This is a genomic window from Cypionkella sinensis (genome assembly GCF_042646385.1).
Taxonomy (GTDB): Bacteria; Pseudomonadota; Alphaproteobacteria; order Rhodobacterales; family Rhodobacteraceae; genus Cypionkella; species Cypionkella sinensis.
Map to the genome: position 1 here is coordinate 796,629 of NZ_JBHRTO010000002.1, position 14,461 is coordinate 811,089.

A 14,461-nucleotide genomic window follows, 5' to 3' on the forward strand; every position below is an offset into this window, starting at 1 on the left:
CGAAACCCGAGACGGACTACACCGCATTGATGATCGCCGTGCGGGATCAGCAGGATCGGGCGGCATTTGCCGCGTTGTTTCAGCATTTTGCGCCGCGGGTGAAGGGATTTCTGATGAAATCCGGCAGCGATGCCGCCCTCGCCGAAGATTGCGCGCAAGATGTCATGGCAACGCTGTGGAACAAAGCGGCGCAGTTTGATCCGGCGCGGGCCTCGGTGGCGACATGGGTGTTCACCATCGCCCGCAACCGCCGCATCGACATCGCGCGCCGCGCACGCAGACCAGAACCCGAGGCGCTGGATTGGGGCCCCGAGGAAGAACCCGATCAGGCCGACATCTACGAGGCCGGGCAGGAAACCGCGCGGCTGGTGGCGGCTTTGGCCGATCTGCCGGAAAAGCAGCGCGCGCTGATTGAACGGGCGTTTTATGGCGATCTGTCACATTCCGATATCGCATCCGAGACGGGCCTGCCCTTGGGCACCATCAAATCGCGGATCAGATTGGCGCTGGAGCGTTTGCGCCAGCGCATGAGTTGAGGCACTGAAATGACTATCCGGCATCATCTTTCCGACCCTTTGCTGATGGCCTATGCGGCAGGCAGCCTACCCGAAGCCTTTGGGCTGGTGGTGGCAACCCATATTTCCATGTGTGACACCTGCCGCGCGCAGCTTGCCGCGTTTGAGGCGGTGGGCGGTGCCGTGATCGGCGCGGCACCAGTTGCCCTGTCCGAAGGCGCGTTGCAGGCGGCCATGGCGCGGCTGGATATGCCCGCAACCGCCGCACCTGTGGCCAAACGCTGCGATCTGCCTGCACCACTGGGGGATTACATCGGCGGCAATCTGGCGGATGTGAAATGGCGCAGTCTGGGCATGGGCGTGCGGCAAGCCATCTTGCCCACCGATACGGCGGCAACGGCTCGGCTTCTTTATATCCCGGCGGGGCAAGCCGTGCCAGATCACGGCCATCGCGGCACCGAGCTGACCTTGGTGCTGCGCGGCGCCTTTTGTGATGAGGTTGACCGCTTTGGCCCCGGTGATGTCGAAATCGCCAATCAGGAATTACAGCATGTTCCCGTGGCCGAAGCCGGGTCCGACTGTATCTGTCTGGCGGCCACCGATGCACCGTTGCGGTTTAACGCTTGGCTGCCCCGGTTGTTGCAACCGCTGTTCCGAATTTGAAAAGGACGGTGCGTGCCAGCACGCACCCTACCGATACAGCCTCACCGCAATCAGATGGCCGCTGATCGCCGCCGCTTGATCGGTCAGGATCAGGTCATATTGACCCATCGTTGCGCCGTTCACCTGTGACGGGGCCAGCGCGAACAGCGCCAACGTATCACCTTTCGGCAATTGAGTTGCGCCGGTGATCACCGCAACCTCGGGCCGGTGCAGATGCGCGGCTGTCATCACGTTGAAATCGTCAGACGGCGCGGTGACCGCTTCGGCGCGGATCGGCACATCGCCAGCAAAGCCAACCGGGGCCAGCGGTTTTGCGGCCAAGTGCAGGCCCTCACCCACCAGATCAAACCCCTGCCCGGTGATCACCGTCAGATTGCGCGCGATGTTCGGGAAGATCGAGAAATCGCCATTCTCCACCACCGAGGCGCGCGACAGCCGCCACAGCATCTGGCCGTGTTCCTCGACTTTCAGCATCTCAACCGTGACGCCTTTGCCATTGGCCCAAGGCATCGTCTTGTAATCGGCGGGGGTCAGGTGCTGGATCATGGCAAGTTACTCTGCAGCTTGTGGTCCAAGGATCGGCGCGGGGTCATTGGGTGCCAGTTCCTCAAAATCAAAATTGTCCAAGCGGGCGGCACGTTTGCCCGCTCGTTCGGCAGCCGTGGTGATGCCGTCCAGATCGGCGCGGGCCTGGTGGAAATGCGTGGAAAGCTTATCGACCCGCTCCACCACAATCTCCACATCGCGGTGCAACTGCCGCAAAGTGGTGCGGATCGCACCCGCCTGTTCCCGCATCCGCGCATCTTTCAGCACCGCGCGCATGGTGTTCAGCGTCGCCATGCAGGTGGTGGGCGAGACGATCCAGACCCGCGCGGTAAAGCCATCGCGCACCACTTCGGGAAAGTTGGCGTGAAGTTCAGCATAGACGGCTTCCGAAGGCAGAAACATCAGCGCGCCATCGGCGGTTTCGCCGTCGAGGATATATTTCTCGCTGATCGCCTTGATATGGGTGCGAACGGCAGATCGCAGCAGCGCTTGCGCCTCGGTCGCCTCACGCGGGGTTTGGGCGCGGCGCAAAGCTTCATAAGCTTCCAGCGGGAATTTTGCGTCGATCACGATCGGGCCGGGCGGGTTCGGCAGATGGATCAGGCAATCGGCACGCTTGCCGTTCGAAAGCGTCGCCTGCATCGTATAGGCATCCGACGGCAGCGCCTTTTGCACAATGTCATTCAACTGAATCTCGCCAAACGCCCCGCGCGCCTGCTTATTCGCCAGAATGTCCTGCAGGTTCAGCACATTGCCCGACAGCTTTTCGATATTGGCCTGAGCCTTGTCGATGGTCAGCAGGCGTTGCTGCAATTCGCCCAGACTGTGCGCGGTGCGCGTCGCCGTGCCGTGCAAGCTTTCGCCCATCGCGCGCTGCACTTCCGCCAATCGCTTTTCCATCAGTTGCAGCATCGCCGCCTGACTGTTGGTCTGCGCCTCTGACACATGATGCAAGCCGCCCGCCAGCCGTTCCTGCCCCTCACCCAATGCCTGCACGCGGCTGCCCAGCCAGCCGATTTCCCGCATCAAGGGTGCCGCCATCGTCGCCGAACGCCCAGCCGCGCGCAAAATCAGGATCAGCAGGCCGACCAGCAGCAAAACCGCCCCGCCGATCAGCAGCACTTCGGGCGCGTTCCACGCATAGCTTTGGCCAAAAAGAGTGATCATCTGCGCCCGAACAGCCTTTCAATATCGTGGAGTTTCAACTCGACATAGGTCGGCCGCCCATGGTTGCACTGGCCCGAATGCGGGGTCGCCTCCATCTCGCGCAGCAGGGCGTTCATTTCCTCGGGCCGCATCTGCCGACCCGACCGGATCGAGCCATGGCAGGCCATCCGGCTCAGGATCGCCTCCATCTTGGTTTGCAGGCTTTGGGATTGGCCCAGATCGGCCAACTCATCCAACACATCGCGCAGCAGCGCTGCGGCAGAGGTGTTGCCAAGGATCGCAGGCATTTCGCGCACCGCAATCGCATGGCCGCCAAAGGGTTCAATCGTAAGCCCCAGCGTGGCCAGATCGGCAGCGGCCTCAAGCAAGCGGCTGGCATCGCTGGCGGAAAGTTCAACGATTTCCGGGATCAGCAGGGCTTGGGTCTTGATGCCGGTTTCCGCCATCTGCCGCTTCAGCCGCTCATACACCAACCGCTCATGTGCCGCGTGTTGGTCGACAATCACCATACCGGTGGCCGTCTGCGCGATGATGTAATTCTCATGCACCTGCGCACGCGCCGCACCCAGCGGCGTATCCGTCGGTTCCGGCAGCACCGGGTCGATCCGCGCCGACGGCGTTTCGGCAAAGACCGTCTGCGCAAAACTTTCCGCAAACCCGCGCGATTCCGGTGCTTGATAGGCATAGGCACGGCCAAGGCTCGCTTGGCTGGGGCGATCCATCTGATAGATGCGCGGCGCCTCCGGGCGCATCGCGGCCAAGGTGGCATCGGCCACCGTCGTGCTGGCGCGGTGGCCCGCGTGGGCCAGGGCCGTCCGCAACCCGGTGATGATCAGGCTGCGGGCGGCCTCGGGTTCGCGAAACCGCACCTCGGATTTCGCGGGGTGCACGTTCACATCCACCCGCTCGGGGTCACAGATCAGGTTCAGCACGGCCGCCGGGTGACGATCACGGCTGAGGAAGTCATAGTACGCCACCCGCAGCGCACCCAGCAGAGCGCGGTCCAGCACCGGGCGACCATTGACGCAGACGAATTGCTGCACCGATGATCCACGCGAATAGGTCGGCAGCGCCGCATAACCCGTCAGCCGCAGCCCGCCGCGATCCACGTCGATTTTCAGCGCGTTGTCGATGAAATCCCGGCCAAGCACATGGGCCAACCGACCATGCAGCGCATCAAAGAAATCGCCCGATTGCGGATCGGCCCGGAAGATCACGCGCGGGGCATCATCGCTCACCTCGGTCAGGGTGAAGCCCACCTGCGGCTCTGCCATCGCCAGCCGCTTGATCACCTCGGCAATCGCCTGCGCCTCGGCACGGTCCGACCGCAAGAATTTCAGCCGCGCCGGGGTGGCATAGAACAAATCGCGCAGCTCAATCACCGTGCCACGGCCAGCCGCCGCCGGGCGCACATCCCCCATCCGCCCGCCCGCAATGCTCAGGCTGGCCCCATCGTGCCCTTCGGCGCGCGAGGTTAGGGTCAGCCGCCCGACCGATCCCAGCGAGGCCAAAGCCTCGCCGCGAAAGCCAAAAGACCGGATGTTCAACAGATCAGAGCCGTCGATTTTCGACGTCGCATGGCGGGCCACGGCCAGCGGCAGATCATCAGGCGTCATGCCGCAGCCATCATCGGTGACACGGATCAGCACCTTGCCACCGGCGGAATATTCGACACCGATACGCTTTGCGCCTGCATCCAGCGCGTTTTCGACCAGTTCTTTCACCGCAGATGCAGGGCGTTCCACCACCTCACCCGCAGCGATGCGGTTGATTGCGGCCTCGTCCAGGGGCCGGATGATGGGGCGTATATTGGGGGCATGCAGCGTCATGCCCCCAGTTCTAGCATCCTATGTCGGAAACCTCCACAGATTCGCTATTCGTTCGCAACGCCTGTCGGTTGGCCCACCACGATGAAATGCAGATCATCCGGCTTGATCAGACGGGCAGCCACGCGTTTGACATCTTCCAGAGTCACCGCATCGACGCGCGCGTTGCGGGTTTTCGGATAATCGGGCGGCAGCCCCAAATCCTGCATCCCGACCAGAATCGAGGCGATGGTGTCATTGCCGTCAAACCGCAACGGGTAAGCCCCGGTCATATAGGTCTTGGCATTGGCCAATTCGTCCGCTGTCACGCCATCCTTGGCAATCTTGGCCCATTCCTCGCGGATCACCTTGATCGCCTCGGCCACCTTTTCGTTGCTGGCTTGAAACTGGCCAACCAGCACCTCGGCATGATCATAGGCCGCAAGCCCCGTGCTGACGCCGTAAGTCAGCCCGCGCTTCTCGCGCACTTCGGTCATCAGGCGGGCACTGAAACGGCCACCGCCAAGGATTTCATTCAGCAGGCTGGCGGCGAAGTAATCAGGGTCATCAAATTTCATCCCACCCTGCCCGAAGATGATCATCGACTGCGGGCCGGGGAAAGGCTGCACGGTGATGCCACCCTTGGTCTGCAAGGTGGCGGGGCCGGGCAGCGGGGCACCCTTGGCGGGCAGATCGGCCAGCAGCTTATCCAGCACCACGCCCAGTTCCGCAGCAGAAATGTCGCCCGCAGCGGCCACGGTGATACGATCCCGCGCGATGGCATCCTTGAACGCCTGCACAACGTCATCGCGGCTCAAGGCGGTCACCGATTCAATGCTGCCGGACCCATCCGAGCCATAGGGATGGCTCCCAAAGCTGCGGGCGCGTTCCAGATTGGCGGCAATCGCGCCAGGGTCTTTGGCATCGGCGCGCAGACCCGACAGCACCTGTTCGCGCACACGGTCGACCGCCACCTGATCAAAGCGTGGCTTGGTCAGGGCATCATGCAGCAGAGCAAGCGCCTGGTCGCGGTTCTCGGTCAGGAAATGGCTAGAGACTGAAACGCCATCCTGATCACTGCTGAACTGAAAACTGGCGGCAAGGCCATCACGGGCGGCGGCAAAGCCTTGGCTATCCAGATCGCCCGCACCTTCTTCTATCAGCGCCGTCATCAGATTGACCGCGCCGCGCTTGCCCGGCGCATCCAGCGACGTGCCGCCCTTGAAGCGGATTTCCAGCGCGGTGAACGGGATGCCATGATCTTCGACCAACCAAGCCTTGATCCCACCCGGAGAGGTAACAGGTTGAATGTTGATCTCAGCATGCAGCGGCGTGGCAAAGGCCAGCATCAAAGCAGCCGCGCGCCATAGATTGCGGATATTCATTGCGCAGCCTCCTTGGTGGTCAGCCAGCCCGTCACGGCCTGATCCCGGTTAAACACCAGCTTGGCCGCAGCCATCACGTCTTCGGGGGTCACGGCTTGCAGCACATCGGGCCAGTCCTGCACATCTTTCACCGAAAGCCCCACCGCCAAAGCCTCGCCATAGGTGCGGGCAAGACCGCCTGCGTCGTCACGGGCATAGATCTGGCCCGCGCGGATCTGCGTCTTGATGCGGGCGAAATCCTGCGGATTGACGCCATCCTTCATGAATTTGTCGATCGCTTTGTCCATCGCAGCCTCAGCATCGGCCAAAGACACGCCTTCGGCAGGCACCACGACAAGGCCAAAGGTTTGCGGATCAACCGAAGTGCCATCGTAATAGGCCGAGGAATAGACAGCGGTTTGCGTATCAAACTGCAAGGCCTTGGTCAGCACCGAAGTGGTGCCAGAGCCGCCCAGCAGATTGGCCAGAACTGCCAAAGCCGCTGCCTGCTTCTGATCACCGGGATTCCGCTCGGGGGCCAGATAGCTCCGCGCGACGTAAGGCTGGGCCACACGCTCATCGGCCAGCACAAGGCGGCGCTCGGCCAGTTGCGGCGGCTCTTGCGGGCGCTGGCGGGGCTTGATCTTGTCCGAAGGCGGCAGCGGGCCATAGTATTTCTCGGCCAAAGCCCGCACCTCATCCGGCTTTACATCGCCCGCCACGATCAGGATGGCATTGTTCGGCGCGTAATAGGCGCGGTAAAAGTTGATCGCATCATCGCGCGTCAGACCCGCGATTTCCGCACGCCAGCCAATCACCGGAATGCCATAGGGGTGGTTCAGGTATTGCGCCGCCGACATCTGCTCTTGCAGCAGGCTGCCGGGATCACCATCCGTGCGCTGGCCGCGTTCTTCCAGGATCACCTGACGTTCGGTCGTCACGTCCTCTTCCGACATGTTCAGATTGACCATGCGGTCGGATTCCATCTGCATCATCAGACCCAGCCGATCTGCCGCAACGCGCTGGAAGAAGGCCGTATAATCCTGCGTGGTAAAGGCGTTGTCGTTGCCGCCCTGCTTTTCCACCGTGGCGGAAAATTCTCCCGAGGGCACTTTCGCGGTGCCTTTGAACATCAGATGTTCAAAGAAATGCGCAATGCCGGAATGGCCCGCCACCTCATCAGCGCGACCGATCTTGTACCAGACCATCTGCGTTACGACCGGGGCGCGGTGATCCTCGATCACCACAACCTGCAGCCCGTTGTTCAGGGTGAAACTGCTGACCGTATCGGCACTTGCGGGCAAAGACAGGCAGATCAGGCCAAACAGACTGCGGCCAAAATTGCGGCCAAGCGTGCGAAACATCGCGGTCCTCCGTGGATTACACGCGCCACGCTAACCGCAATGCCGCACCTGCGAAAGCCGGGGCAACGCTGTTGTGATCACTCGTTCTTTTTGCGCGGCGGTGCCGACGGCGTGCGCGCACCCGCAGCCCGCCAGCGCAACAGCTCGGCGTGCTGATCCAGCGACATCCGCGCATAGGCCTTGTAATAGACGTTCATGTTGAACAAACGCTCCAACGGACGGCCATTGTGCTTTTTGCGGAATTCCAGATCTTCGGCGGCGAGAGTCTGACGGATGCCCGGCGTCACGCCCTGACGGGTGGCATAGTTGTAAAGCCCCGCATCGCTGACACCGCTGTTCGACGGTGCAGCCCCACCAAGTGCGGCAATCGCATCGGCCTGCGGATTCTGATCGGTCAGGTTCGCCCCACCCGGCGTGGGTGCAGGCAGTTCGGCCAGAGAGGCCGGCAGTTCCAGCGCTTTCGGGGGCAGAATCGCAAATTCATCCGGGCCATTGCTGTCCGAGCGCAGATTCATCAGCTCTGGCGCCTTGTCGCTGCAAGCCGTCAGCGCCAACAACGCCGCGCCCGCGATTGCGAGAACCACCCGTGCTGATCGCATATTGCCGCCTCCACCAAGCCTTACCATCGTCGTCTTAGCCTATGATCCCGCCCGCGTCACGGGGTCTTTCGGGCCTTGCGCGGCTTGGGCTTGCCGGATTTGCCGCTGAACAGCACCAAACCGATGGCTCCGGCGAATATCGCAATGTCGGCGATGTTGAACGAATAGGGGTTTTCATAGCCACAGCACGACATGGTCAGGAAATCCGCGACATAGCCGTAAGCAATGCGATCCACCACATTGCCCAAGGCCCCGCCGATCAACAAACCACCCGCAATCATCGACCAGCGCCCCGCCTTCTCGCGCCGCAGCCACACCAGAACCCAAGCCGAAATCGCAATCGCCACCGCAATCAGCACCCAGCGCATGAACTCGGCGCTGTTGGCAAACAGGCCAAAATTCACCCCGCGATTCTCGGCCCAGCGAAAGTTCAGCAGCGGATCCAGCACTTCGATCTCGCCACGCTCACGGATCGACAGCAGGCGGATGACCCCCAGTTTGCTGAGTTGATCCAGCAGAAAAACGATGACCGCAGTGATGGAAAGCGTGCGCATGTCAGTGCCGGAAATGCCGCTGATCGGTGAACACCATGGCCAGCCCCGCCGCATCGGCTGCCGCAATCACCTCGTCGTCGCGCATTGAGCCACCGGGCTGGATGATCGCCGTCGCCCCCGCCTCTGCCGCAGCCAGCAGCCCATCGGCAAACGGGAAAAACGCATCCGACGCCACCACCGACCCAATGGTCGGGCTTTGCGGCAGGCTCAGCACATCGGCCATATCACCCGCCTTGCGCGCGGCGATGCGGGTCGAATCAATGCGGCTCATCTGGCCCGCGCCCACGCCCACCGTCGCGCCATCCTTGACGTAGACGATGGCGTTGGATTTCACATGCTTGGCGACCTTCCACGCAAACATCAGATCGGCCAGTTCAGCCTCGGTCGGCGCACGCTTTGTCACCACCTTCAGATCGGCGGCGGTAATGCTGTCGGTGTCACGATCCTGCACCAGAAATCCACCCGCCACCTGTTTGAAGGCCAAGGATTTCTCCGCCGGGTCGGGCAAGCCTTTGGTGGTCAGCAGGCGCAGGTTTTTCTTCGCCGCGAAAATCGCTTTCGCCTCATCGCTGGCACCCGGCGCGATCACCACTTCGGTGAAAATCTTGACGATTTCCTCAGCGGTCTCGGCATCAAGCGGCTGATTCAGCGCGACAATCCCACCAAAGGCACTGGTCTGATCGCAGGCATAGGCGCGCAGGTAGGCCTCTTTCAACGTCGCAGCCTTGCCCACGCCACAGGGGTTGGCGTGTTTGATAATGGCACAAGCCGGGCCAGCACCTGCAAACTCGGCCACCAATTCAAACGCCGCATCGGTGTCGTTGATGTTGTTGTAGGACAGTTCCTTGCCCTGCCATTGCTTTGCCGTCGCCACACCTTCGCGCTTGCTGCCATCGGTGTAGAACGCCGCCGCCTGATGCGGGTTTTCGCCATAGCGCAGACCCTGCGCCAGCACCCCGCCAAAGGATTTCGAACGGGTAAAGGGTTGCTTCAACTCCCCCGACAGCCAGCCAGCGACGGCAGTGTCATAGGCGGCGGTGCGCGCGTAAGCCGCCAGCGCCAGCTTCTGCCGGAAGGCCAGAGTGGTCGCGCCGTCATGCGCCTTCATCTGATCAATCAGACCCGCATAATCGGCCGGGTCGGTCACAACCGTCACAAAGCGGTGGTTTTTCGAGGCCGCGCGAATCATCGCAGGCCCGCCGATGTCGATATTCTCGATGCAGGTGTCGTGGTCGGCACCCTTGGCCACGGTTTCTTCAAACGGGTAAAGATTGACGATCAGCAGATCAATCGGCTCGATCCCATGCGCGGCCATCGCCAGCAGATGCTCGTCATCATCACGCAGTGCCAGCAAAGCGCCGTGGACATTCGGATGCAGGGTTTTCACCCGGCCATCCATCATCTCGGGAAATCCCGTCACATCAGACACATCGCGCACCGTCAGCCCCGCCGTGCGCAACATGCCACTGGTGCCGCCGGTCGAGATCAACTCGACCCCCTGCGCCGCCAGCGCGCGGGCCAAGTCCAGTAGGCCGGATTTGTCGGATACGGAAATCAGCGCGCGGCCGATGGGAACAAGATTGGTCATGTCAGCCCCTTTTGCTCAGATCGGCACCGGCATCTCATCGCGGTCCAGATCCCGGATGGCCAGCGGAGTATCCTGTGCTTTCGCCAAGGTCCAGCCGATCTGCGTCTCAAGCTCCATCGCGCGCGCAGAAAGGACGATCTGGCGCGTTGGACGCGGTTTCAGACGACCTTTTTCCAGAAAAACCGAAGGCTCCAGCGTCAATGTCGCCACCCCGTCATGGCGAAACACCCATATTTCGCCGCTTTTTAAGGCAAGCGAGACGGCAGACCCGCCCATATCCAGCGCCGCATCAACATCCGGGTGCAGATGGAATCGCACGCTGAACGCCGCCCCCTGCAACTGCGCCTCATTCATCCAACGCTCAAACCGCGCCCGCTCGGCCTTGCTGCGCGCGATCAGCGCATCCATCCCTGCCAGCTTGCGGCCATCCTTGGTCAGCAACAACTCGCGCGCATGGGTCAGCCCATGCGTCGTCGACCACCCCGAATGCGCCATGTAAAGATGCAGCCCATCCGGCAACTGTGCCTGCCGCAGCGATGTCACCTGTGCGCGGTCCGCCAACACCTGCTGCCCAAATCCCAACAGCGGCCCCGGCTTCAACCGGCTGGAAGAATACCCCTCCACCGCCAAGGTGGAATGCGAGGCCGTCGCCCGCCCCGCCTGCCGCCATTCCGTGCCAAACGGCGCCCCCGATCCGCAGTTGACGATCACCGGCCGCCGCCCCGAAGTCAGCTCAAACGCCCCGGTCGAGGCATGCGCCCACGCCCCCGCAGCGCCACCCGGCGGGCGGGCAGCATCGACGATCACCGTCGTGCGCGCCTCGGCCATCCGGGCAAACCCCATCGCCAGCCCCAACCCCACGCCTGACCCCGGCTTCACCCCCGCCGCCGCCAGCGCCAGATCCAACCGCCCCTCTACCCCACGCCCACCGCCATGAAACCGCGCCAAGCCCCCATCCGCATGGCGCAACGCCCGCAAACTCGGCGCAATCCGCTCCAACGCCGCCACCAACGCAGGCGGCAAGGCAAGCCCCGCTTCAGACAAAGCCTGCTCGGCCCAGGTCAGCAGAGTGAACACCTCCAGCAGTTCCTCAGGGTTGCGCGTCGGAATCCCCCCCATCGCGTCAATCTCGCGCCCACATTCCACCGCCAGCGCCGCCACCGCAGGCGTCACCCGCGCCTCCATACCGGTCAGCGCCAACCCGGCATAGATCAACCCCGTCAACGCCTCAAACCGCGGCAATCCCGGCGCCGCATGCGCCCAACGCCGCGACAAAAACACCACCTGCGCCGACAAGCTCCGGTAATACGCCTCAGACTGCGCCCGATCGCGCCCCTGCAACAACAGCAGCGCATGGTTGATCCAGCGGATCAACCGCCGCCCGGTCAGATCCGGGCTCCACCCCGGCCCCTGCCCGCCGCCAAACCGCGCGATCCAGTCCCAAGTCCAATCCTGCGCGCGGCTGCGGGCGGCAAAATCCCCCAGCGCGCCCAGATCGTCCAGCCACACGAACCCTTGCACCTCGGCAGGTGCCCCCGGATCGTCCAACACCACATCCCAGATCGACCGGCCCGGAGCCTCCACCAACTGCCCGGCAAACTGGAAATTCCCCGCCACCAACTGCCGCCCACGCGCATAAAGCCCCACCGAGCGCGGCTCGGGCTGCGAGACAAACCCCGTCGCCGCCGGACTACGCCGCGCGCGCCACATCGCCAGCCGATTGCCAAGGCTTGCCCTGCCGGGGTTGCGTGCCATGCCGTTCCTGTAAATCCTGTAAGCCCGCTTGCAGACGGGTCATTGGCGGCAATCATACCCGCCCACTGCCAACCTGTCACCCCGGCTTCATCTTGGCGAAAATACTCCCCGCGGAGCGTTCGACCGCACCACACGCACAAGGCCGGGCATCACACCCGGCCTTGCATCCCGCGCCAAAGCCGCCGCGCGCTCCCTCGATGGGGGCCAAGGCGGCACCCGGTTTCAGGTCAGTGCTGCACGCGTTCCATATATTGCGCCAACCCACGCACCTGACCCAGCCAGCTGTCCAGCAGCTTCGGATCATGCGGCGCACCATGCACGCCCACCGCAATCTCGCGCTTCAGCACCGATTCCACCGCGAAACTGACCGGAGTCGACACCAGCCGCGCCATGGCTGAGCCACGCGCATCGCCCCAGGCATCCATGGCCCAGGTCTCGTGGAACACCGGGCGGCCATCGCGCTCGGCCTTCAGCGACACGAACAGGATCACCCGATCCGGCTCTCCAGGGGCATAAGAGTTTTCCGCCACAAACTGCGCCGCCATCTCGGCCAAACGCGCATCGCCCGCGGGGCCTTCCAGCGTCTCGATCTCGCGGAACACCGGGGTCCAGGCATCCTGCCAGCCGTTCAACCGAATGGTGCCACGCACGAAGTCCTTGACCTTCCAATCAGGGTCAAAGCGGTAATCTTCCATGAACGGATAGCTGTCGCGGTTCGGGTAAACCTCAAAACTCTCCGGCACCGGCAAAGGCGCATCATAGCGCGTGATCGCATCCCAAGGCCGATTGACCCGCAACTCGCTGAAATTCCGCAAAGATCGTGAAGGCGAGCGCAGAGCCTTCAACACGCCCAAGGGCGCCCACGAGAATTTATAGCGGAACGGGTTCGGAATCTTCGGCACGCCGCCGCAATAGCTGGTGAAAGACAGCACGTTATCAACGTGATAGGCTTTCGATGCGCGATAACGCGCCACCAGATCATGCGCCATCAGGTGATCAATGCCGGGGTCCAGACCCACTTCGTTCACCGACACCAGCCCAGCCTCGCGGAACGCAGCATCCAGCGCTTTCATTTCCGGCGCGATGTAGGAAGACGACACAAAATGTGCCTTTTTCTCAAGGCAGGTTTTGGCGATGGCCACATGCTGATCGGCAGGCAGCATCGAAATCGCGATGTCACCGGGCTGCAAGGCTGCCGCCAAAGCCTCAAGGCTATAGGCGCGAATGTCGGTGGTCAGATCGCCCACGGCTTCCTGCGCCTTTTCCACCGTGCGGTTCCACACCACAACCTTGTGGCCGTTCTCGATCAGCCGCCGCAAACCGGGGGCCGACGAAAGGCCGGTGCCGCACCAATGAATCGTCATGTTCTCTCTCCCCTTACAGATGCGCGCTGTGGCGGGCATATTCCGCCGCCGCACGCCCCCAAACGCCAGAATTCAGATCAGCCAACGTCGCCAGCGAGGACAACAGTTGGGCTGCATAATCTTCACTGCTTTCCACCGGCAGCAAGGACGGCAGGTTATCAATCGCCGTCACATCCAACACCGGGTTTTCCGCCACCCGCAGCGCGGGCGCGTCCCATTCCGTCACGCGGTCATAAACCTTGATCGGCGAGAAATCCGAAGTCGGATCGCAGGCAATATCGCCAATCACCGTCAACTTGCGCGCAGCGTCGTCTTTGGCACTCGCGGGCACGAACACCGGGCAGCCGGGGCGGGCGAGGATGCAGTTCAGGAAAATCTCGTGCTGCAAAATTTGCGGGAACGGCCCGCCCGATGCGGTTTCGGCCTGATCCCATTGCGTCACCGCCACATCAAGCGCCGCACACAGATCAGACGCGCCGGTGCCGACCCGGCCCAACGCCCCGATCACGATGGCTTTCGGGCGCTTGAAACCCGCCAGTTCAGCCTCCAGATCGGCCAGCAACGCGGCCTTGCCCGGATACTTTGAAACTGGCCCGGCAATCTCGCCGCGCTGCTGCGCCGCCCAGCATTTCAGGCTGACCGAAGCCCCGGCATAGCCCGCCCAATAGCCAAACGCCGCCACGCGCCGCCCGGTGGAATCCACCAGATATTCCAGATCATACAGCGTCCCGCCGCCTGCCTTGAAGCGTTTCAACAGCACTTGCCCCGCAGGCTGGCCCTTATAGGCATGGCCAAACATGATGTGCCGATGGGTCAGCGGCGTGCCATCCTCAGGCAGCTCCTTCAGCCCAAAGATGATCGCGTCCGCAGGCGCCTGCGGCCACAGATTCTCGGCGGCAATCTCGCATCCAGCCGCGCGGTATCCCTCGATGCCAATCGCGCGGACCGAGCTTTCCTCGACCGTCACCCGGATGCCAGCGCGGAGCAACGCCGCCGCCCCCTCGGGCGTCAGGCCGACGCGTTCTTCATTCGGGCGTTGCTCTGCCCGGACCCACAGATGCGTCATGCCAATCCCCTGCGCTGTGCCATTCGCGGCGCTGAATATCAGATCGGGGGGCAAGAAACAGGGGGCGCGTGGTCCTGCGCCCGAATTTCGCCCAAACTGCGACGTAGGGAA

Annotated in this window: 13 protein-coding genes; 2 read left to right on the forward strand and 11 right to left on the reverse strand. The window is 62.8% G+C overall.

Features of this window, described 5'->3' with window-relative positions; translation table 11 throughout:
• Positions 1 to 29: 29 nt before the first annotated feature.
• Positions 30 to 536: a sigma-70 family RNA polymerase sigma factor gene (locus ACFOGH_RS19025; RefSeq protein ID WP_380074908.1), complete on the forward strand. Its 507-nt coding sequence runs from the start codon at positions 30 to 32 to the stop codon at positions 534 to 536.
• A gap of 9 nt (positions 537 to 545) precedes the next feature.
• Entirely contained in the window at positions 546 to 1,178 is a 633-nt protein-coding gene (locus tag ACFOGH_RS19030; protein WP_380074757.1) for a ChrR family anti-sigma-E factor, read from the forward strand.
• Positions 1,179 to 1,205: 27 nt separating this feature from the next.
• Here ACFOGH_RS19030 and ACFOGH_RS19035 read toward each other — a convergent pair whose 3' ends face one another.
• The 11 genes from ACFOGH_RS19035 to ACFOGH_RS19085 all read right to left on the reverse strand — a co-directional run bounded on the left by ACFOGH_RS19035 (position 1,206) and on the right by ACFOGH_RS19085 (position 14,350).
• Positions 1,206 to 1,724: a HutD/Ves family protein gene (locus tag ACFOGH_RS19035; protein ID WP_380074758.1), complete on the reverse strand. Its 519-nt coding sequence runs from the start codon at positions 1,722 to 1,724 to the stop codon at positions 1,206 to 1,208.
• Positions 1,725 to 1,730: 6 nt separating this feature from the next.
• Positions 1,731 to 2,891, reverse strand: coding sequence for a DNA recombination protein RmuC (locus ACFOGH_RS19040; protein WP_380074759.1), 1,161 nt, complete (start codon positions 2,889 to 2,891; stop codon positions 1,731 to 1,733).
• A complete protein-coding gene (gene mutL, locus ACFOGH_RS19045; protein WP_380074760.1) occupies positions 2,888 to 4,720 on the reverse strand; it encodes a DNA mismatch repair endonuclease MutL in 1,833 nt (610 codons plus the stop codon). The genes ACFOGH_RS19040 and mutL overlap by 4 nt, the downstream gene beginning before the upstream one ends.
• A 44-nt stretch (positions 4,721 to 4,764) precedes the next feature.
• A complete protein-coding gene (locus ACFOGH_RS19050) occupies positions 4,765 to 6,081 on the reverse strand; it encodes a M16 family metallopeptidase (RefSeq protein WP_380074761.1) in 1,317 nt (438 codons plus the stop codon).
• The gene (locus ACFOGH_RS19055) at positions 6,078 to 7,424 is read right to left on the reverse strand and encodes a M16 family metallopeptidase (RefSeq protein WP_380074762.1); all 1,347 of its coding nucleotides are present in this window, start codon (positions 7,422 to 7,424) and stop codon (positions 6,078 to 6,080) included. Before ACFOGH_RS19055 ends, ACFOGH_RS19050 begins: the two co-directional genes overlap by 4 nt.
• A gap of 77 nt (positions 7,425 to 7,501) precedes the next feature.
• Positions 7,502 to 8,023, reverse strand: coding sequence for a DUF3035 domain-containing protein (locus tag ACFOGH_RS19060; RefSeq protein ID WP_380074763.1), 522 nt, complete (start codon positions 8,021 to 8,023; stop codon positions 7,502 to 7,504).
• A gap of 56 nt (positions 8,024 to 8,079) precedes the next feature.
• Positions 8,080 to 8,577 (reverse strand): signal peptidase II, encoded by a 498-nt coding sequence (lspA, locus tag ACFOGH_RS19065; RefSeq protein ID WP_380074764.1) that lies wholly within the window; start codon positions 8,575 to 8,577, stop codon positions 8,080 to 8,082.
• 1 nt (position 8,578) lies between these two features.
• On the reverse strand, positions 8,579 to 10,165 hold the full coding sequence (purH, locus tag ACFOGH_RS19070) for a bifunctional phosphoribosylaminoimidazolecarboxamide formyltransferase/IMP cyclohydrolase (protein ID WP_380074765.1): 1,587 nt from the start codon (positions 10,163 to 10,165) through the stop codon (positions 8,579 to 8,581).
• 15 nt (positions 10,166 to 10,180) lie between these two features.
• A complete protein-coding gene (locus tag ACFOGH_RS19075; protein WP_380074766.1) occupies positions 10,181 to 11,920 on the reverse strand; it encodes a heparinase II/III family protein in 1,740 nt (579 codons plus the stop codon).
• 227 nt (positions 11,921 to 12,147) lie between these two features.
• The gene (locus ACFOGH_RS19080; RefSeq protein ID WP_380074767.1) at positions 12,148 to 13,284 is read right to left on the reverse strand and encodes a saccharopine dehydrogenase family protein; all 1,137 of its coding nucleotides are present in this window, start codon (positions 13,282 to 13,284) and stop codon (positions 12,148 to 12,150) included.
• 13 nt (positions 13,285 to 13,297) lie between these two features.
• Positions 13,298 to 14,350 (reverse strand): saccharopine dehydrogenase, encoded by a 1,053-nt coding sequence (locus tag ACFOGH_RS19085; RefSeq protein WP_380074768.1) that lies wholly within the window; start codon positions 14,348 to 14,350, stop codon positions 13,298 to 13,300.
• Positions 14,351 to 14,461: the final 111 nt, after the last annotated feature.

Coding starts and splice junctions, on each gene's coding strand:
- ACFOGH_RS19035 (WP_380074758.1), bottom strand. CDS start 1,724: ATGATCCAGCACCTGACCCCCGCCGATTACAAGACGATGCCTTGGGCC.
- ACFOGH_RS19050 (WP_380074761.1), bottom strand. CDS start 6,081: ATGAATATCCGCAATCTATGGCGCGCGGCTGCTTTGATGCTGGCCTTT.
- ACFOGH_RS19025 (WP_380074908.1), top strand. CDS start 30: ATGATCGCCGTGCGGGATCAGCAGGATCGGGCGGCATTTGCCGCGTTG.
- ACFOGH_RS19040 (WP_380074759.1), bottom strand. CDS start 2,891: ATGATCACTCTTTTTGGCCAAAGCTATGCGTGGAACGCGCCCGAAGTG.
- ACFOGH_RS19080 (WP_380074767.1), bottom strand. CDS start 13,284: ATGACGATTCATTGGTGCGGCACCGGCCTTTCGTCGGCCCCCGGTTTG.
- ACFOGH_RS19030 (WP_380074757.1), top strand. CDS start 546: ATGACTATCCGGCATCATCTTTCCGACCCTTTGCTGATGGCCTATGCG.
- ACFOGH_RS19060 (WP_380074763.1), bottom strand. CDS start 8,023: ATGCGATCAGCACGGGTGGTTCTCGCAATCGCGGGCGCGGCGTTGTTG.
- ACFOGH_RS19055 (WP_380074762.1), bottom strand. CDS start 7,424: ATGTTTCGCACGCTTGGCCGCAATTTTGGCCGCAGTCTGTTTGGCCTG.
- mutL (WP_380074760.1), bottom strand. CDS start 4,720: ATGACGCTGCATGCCCCCAATATACGCCCCATCATCCGGCCCCTGGAC.
- ACFOGH_RS19085 (WP_380074768.1), bottom strand. CDS start 14,350: ATGACGCATCTGTGGGTCCGGGCAGAGCAACGCCCGAATGAAGAACGC.
- purH (WP_380074765.1), bottom strand. CDS start 10,165: ATGACCAATCTTGTTCCCATCGGCCGCGCGCTGATTTCCGTATCCGAC.
- lspA (WP_380074764.1), bottom strand. CDS start 8,577: ATGCGCACGCTTTCCATCACTGCGGTCATCGTTTTTCTGCTGGATCAA.
- ACFOGH_RS19075 (WP_380074766.1), bottom strand. CDS start 11,920: ATGGCACGCAACCCCGGCAGGGCAAGCCTTGGCAATCGGCTGGCGATG.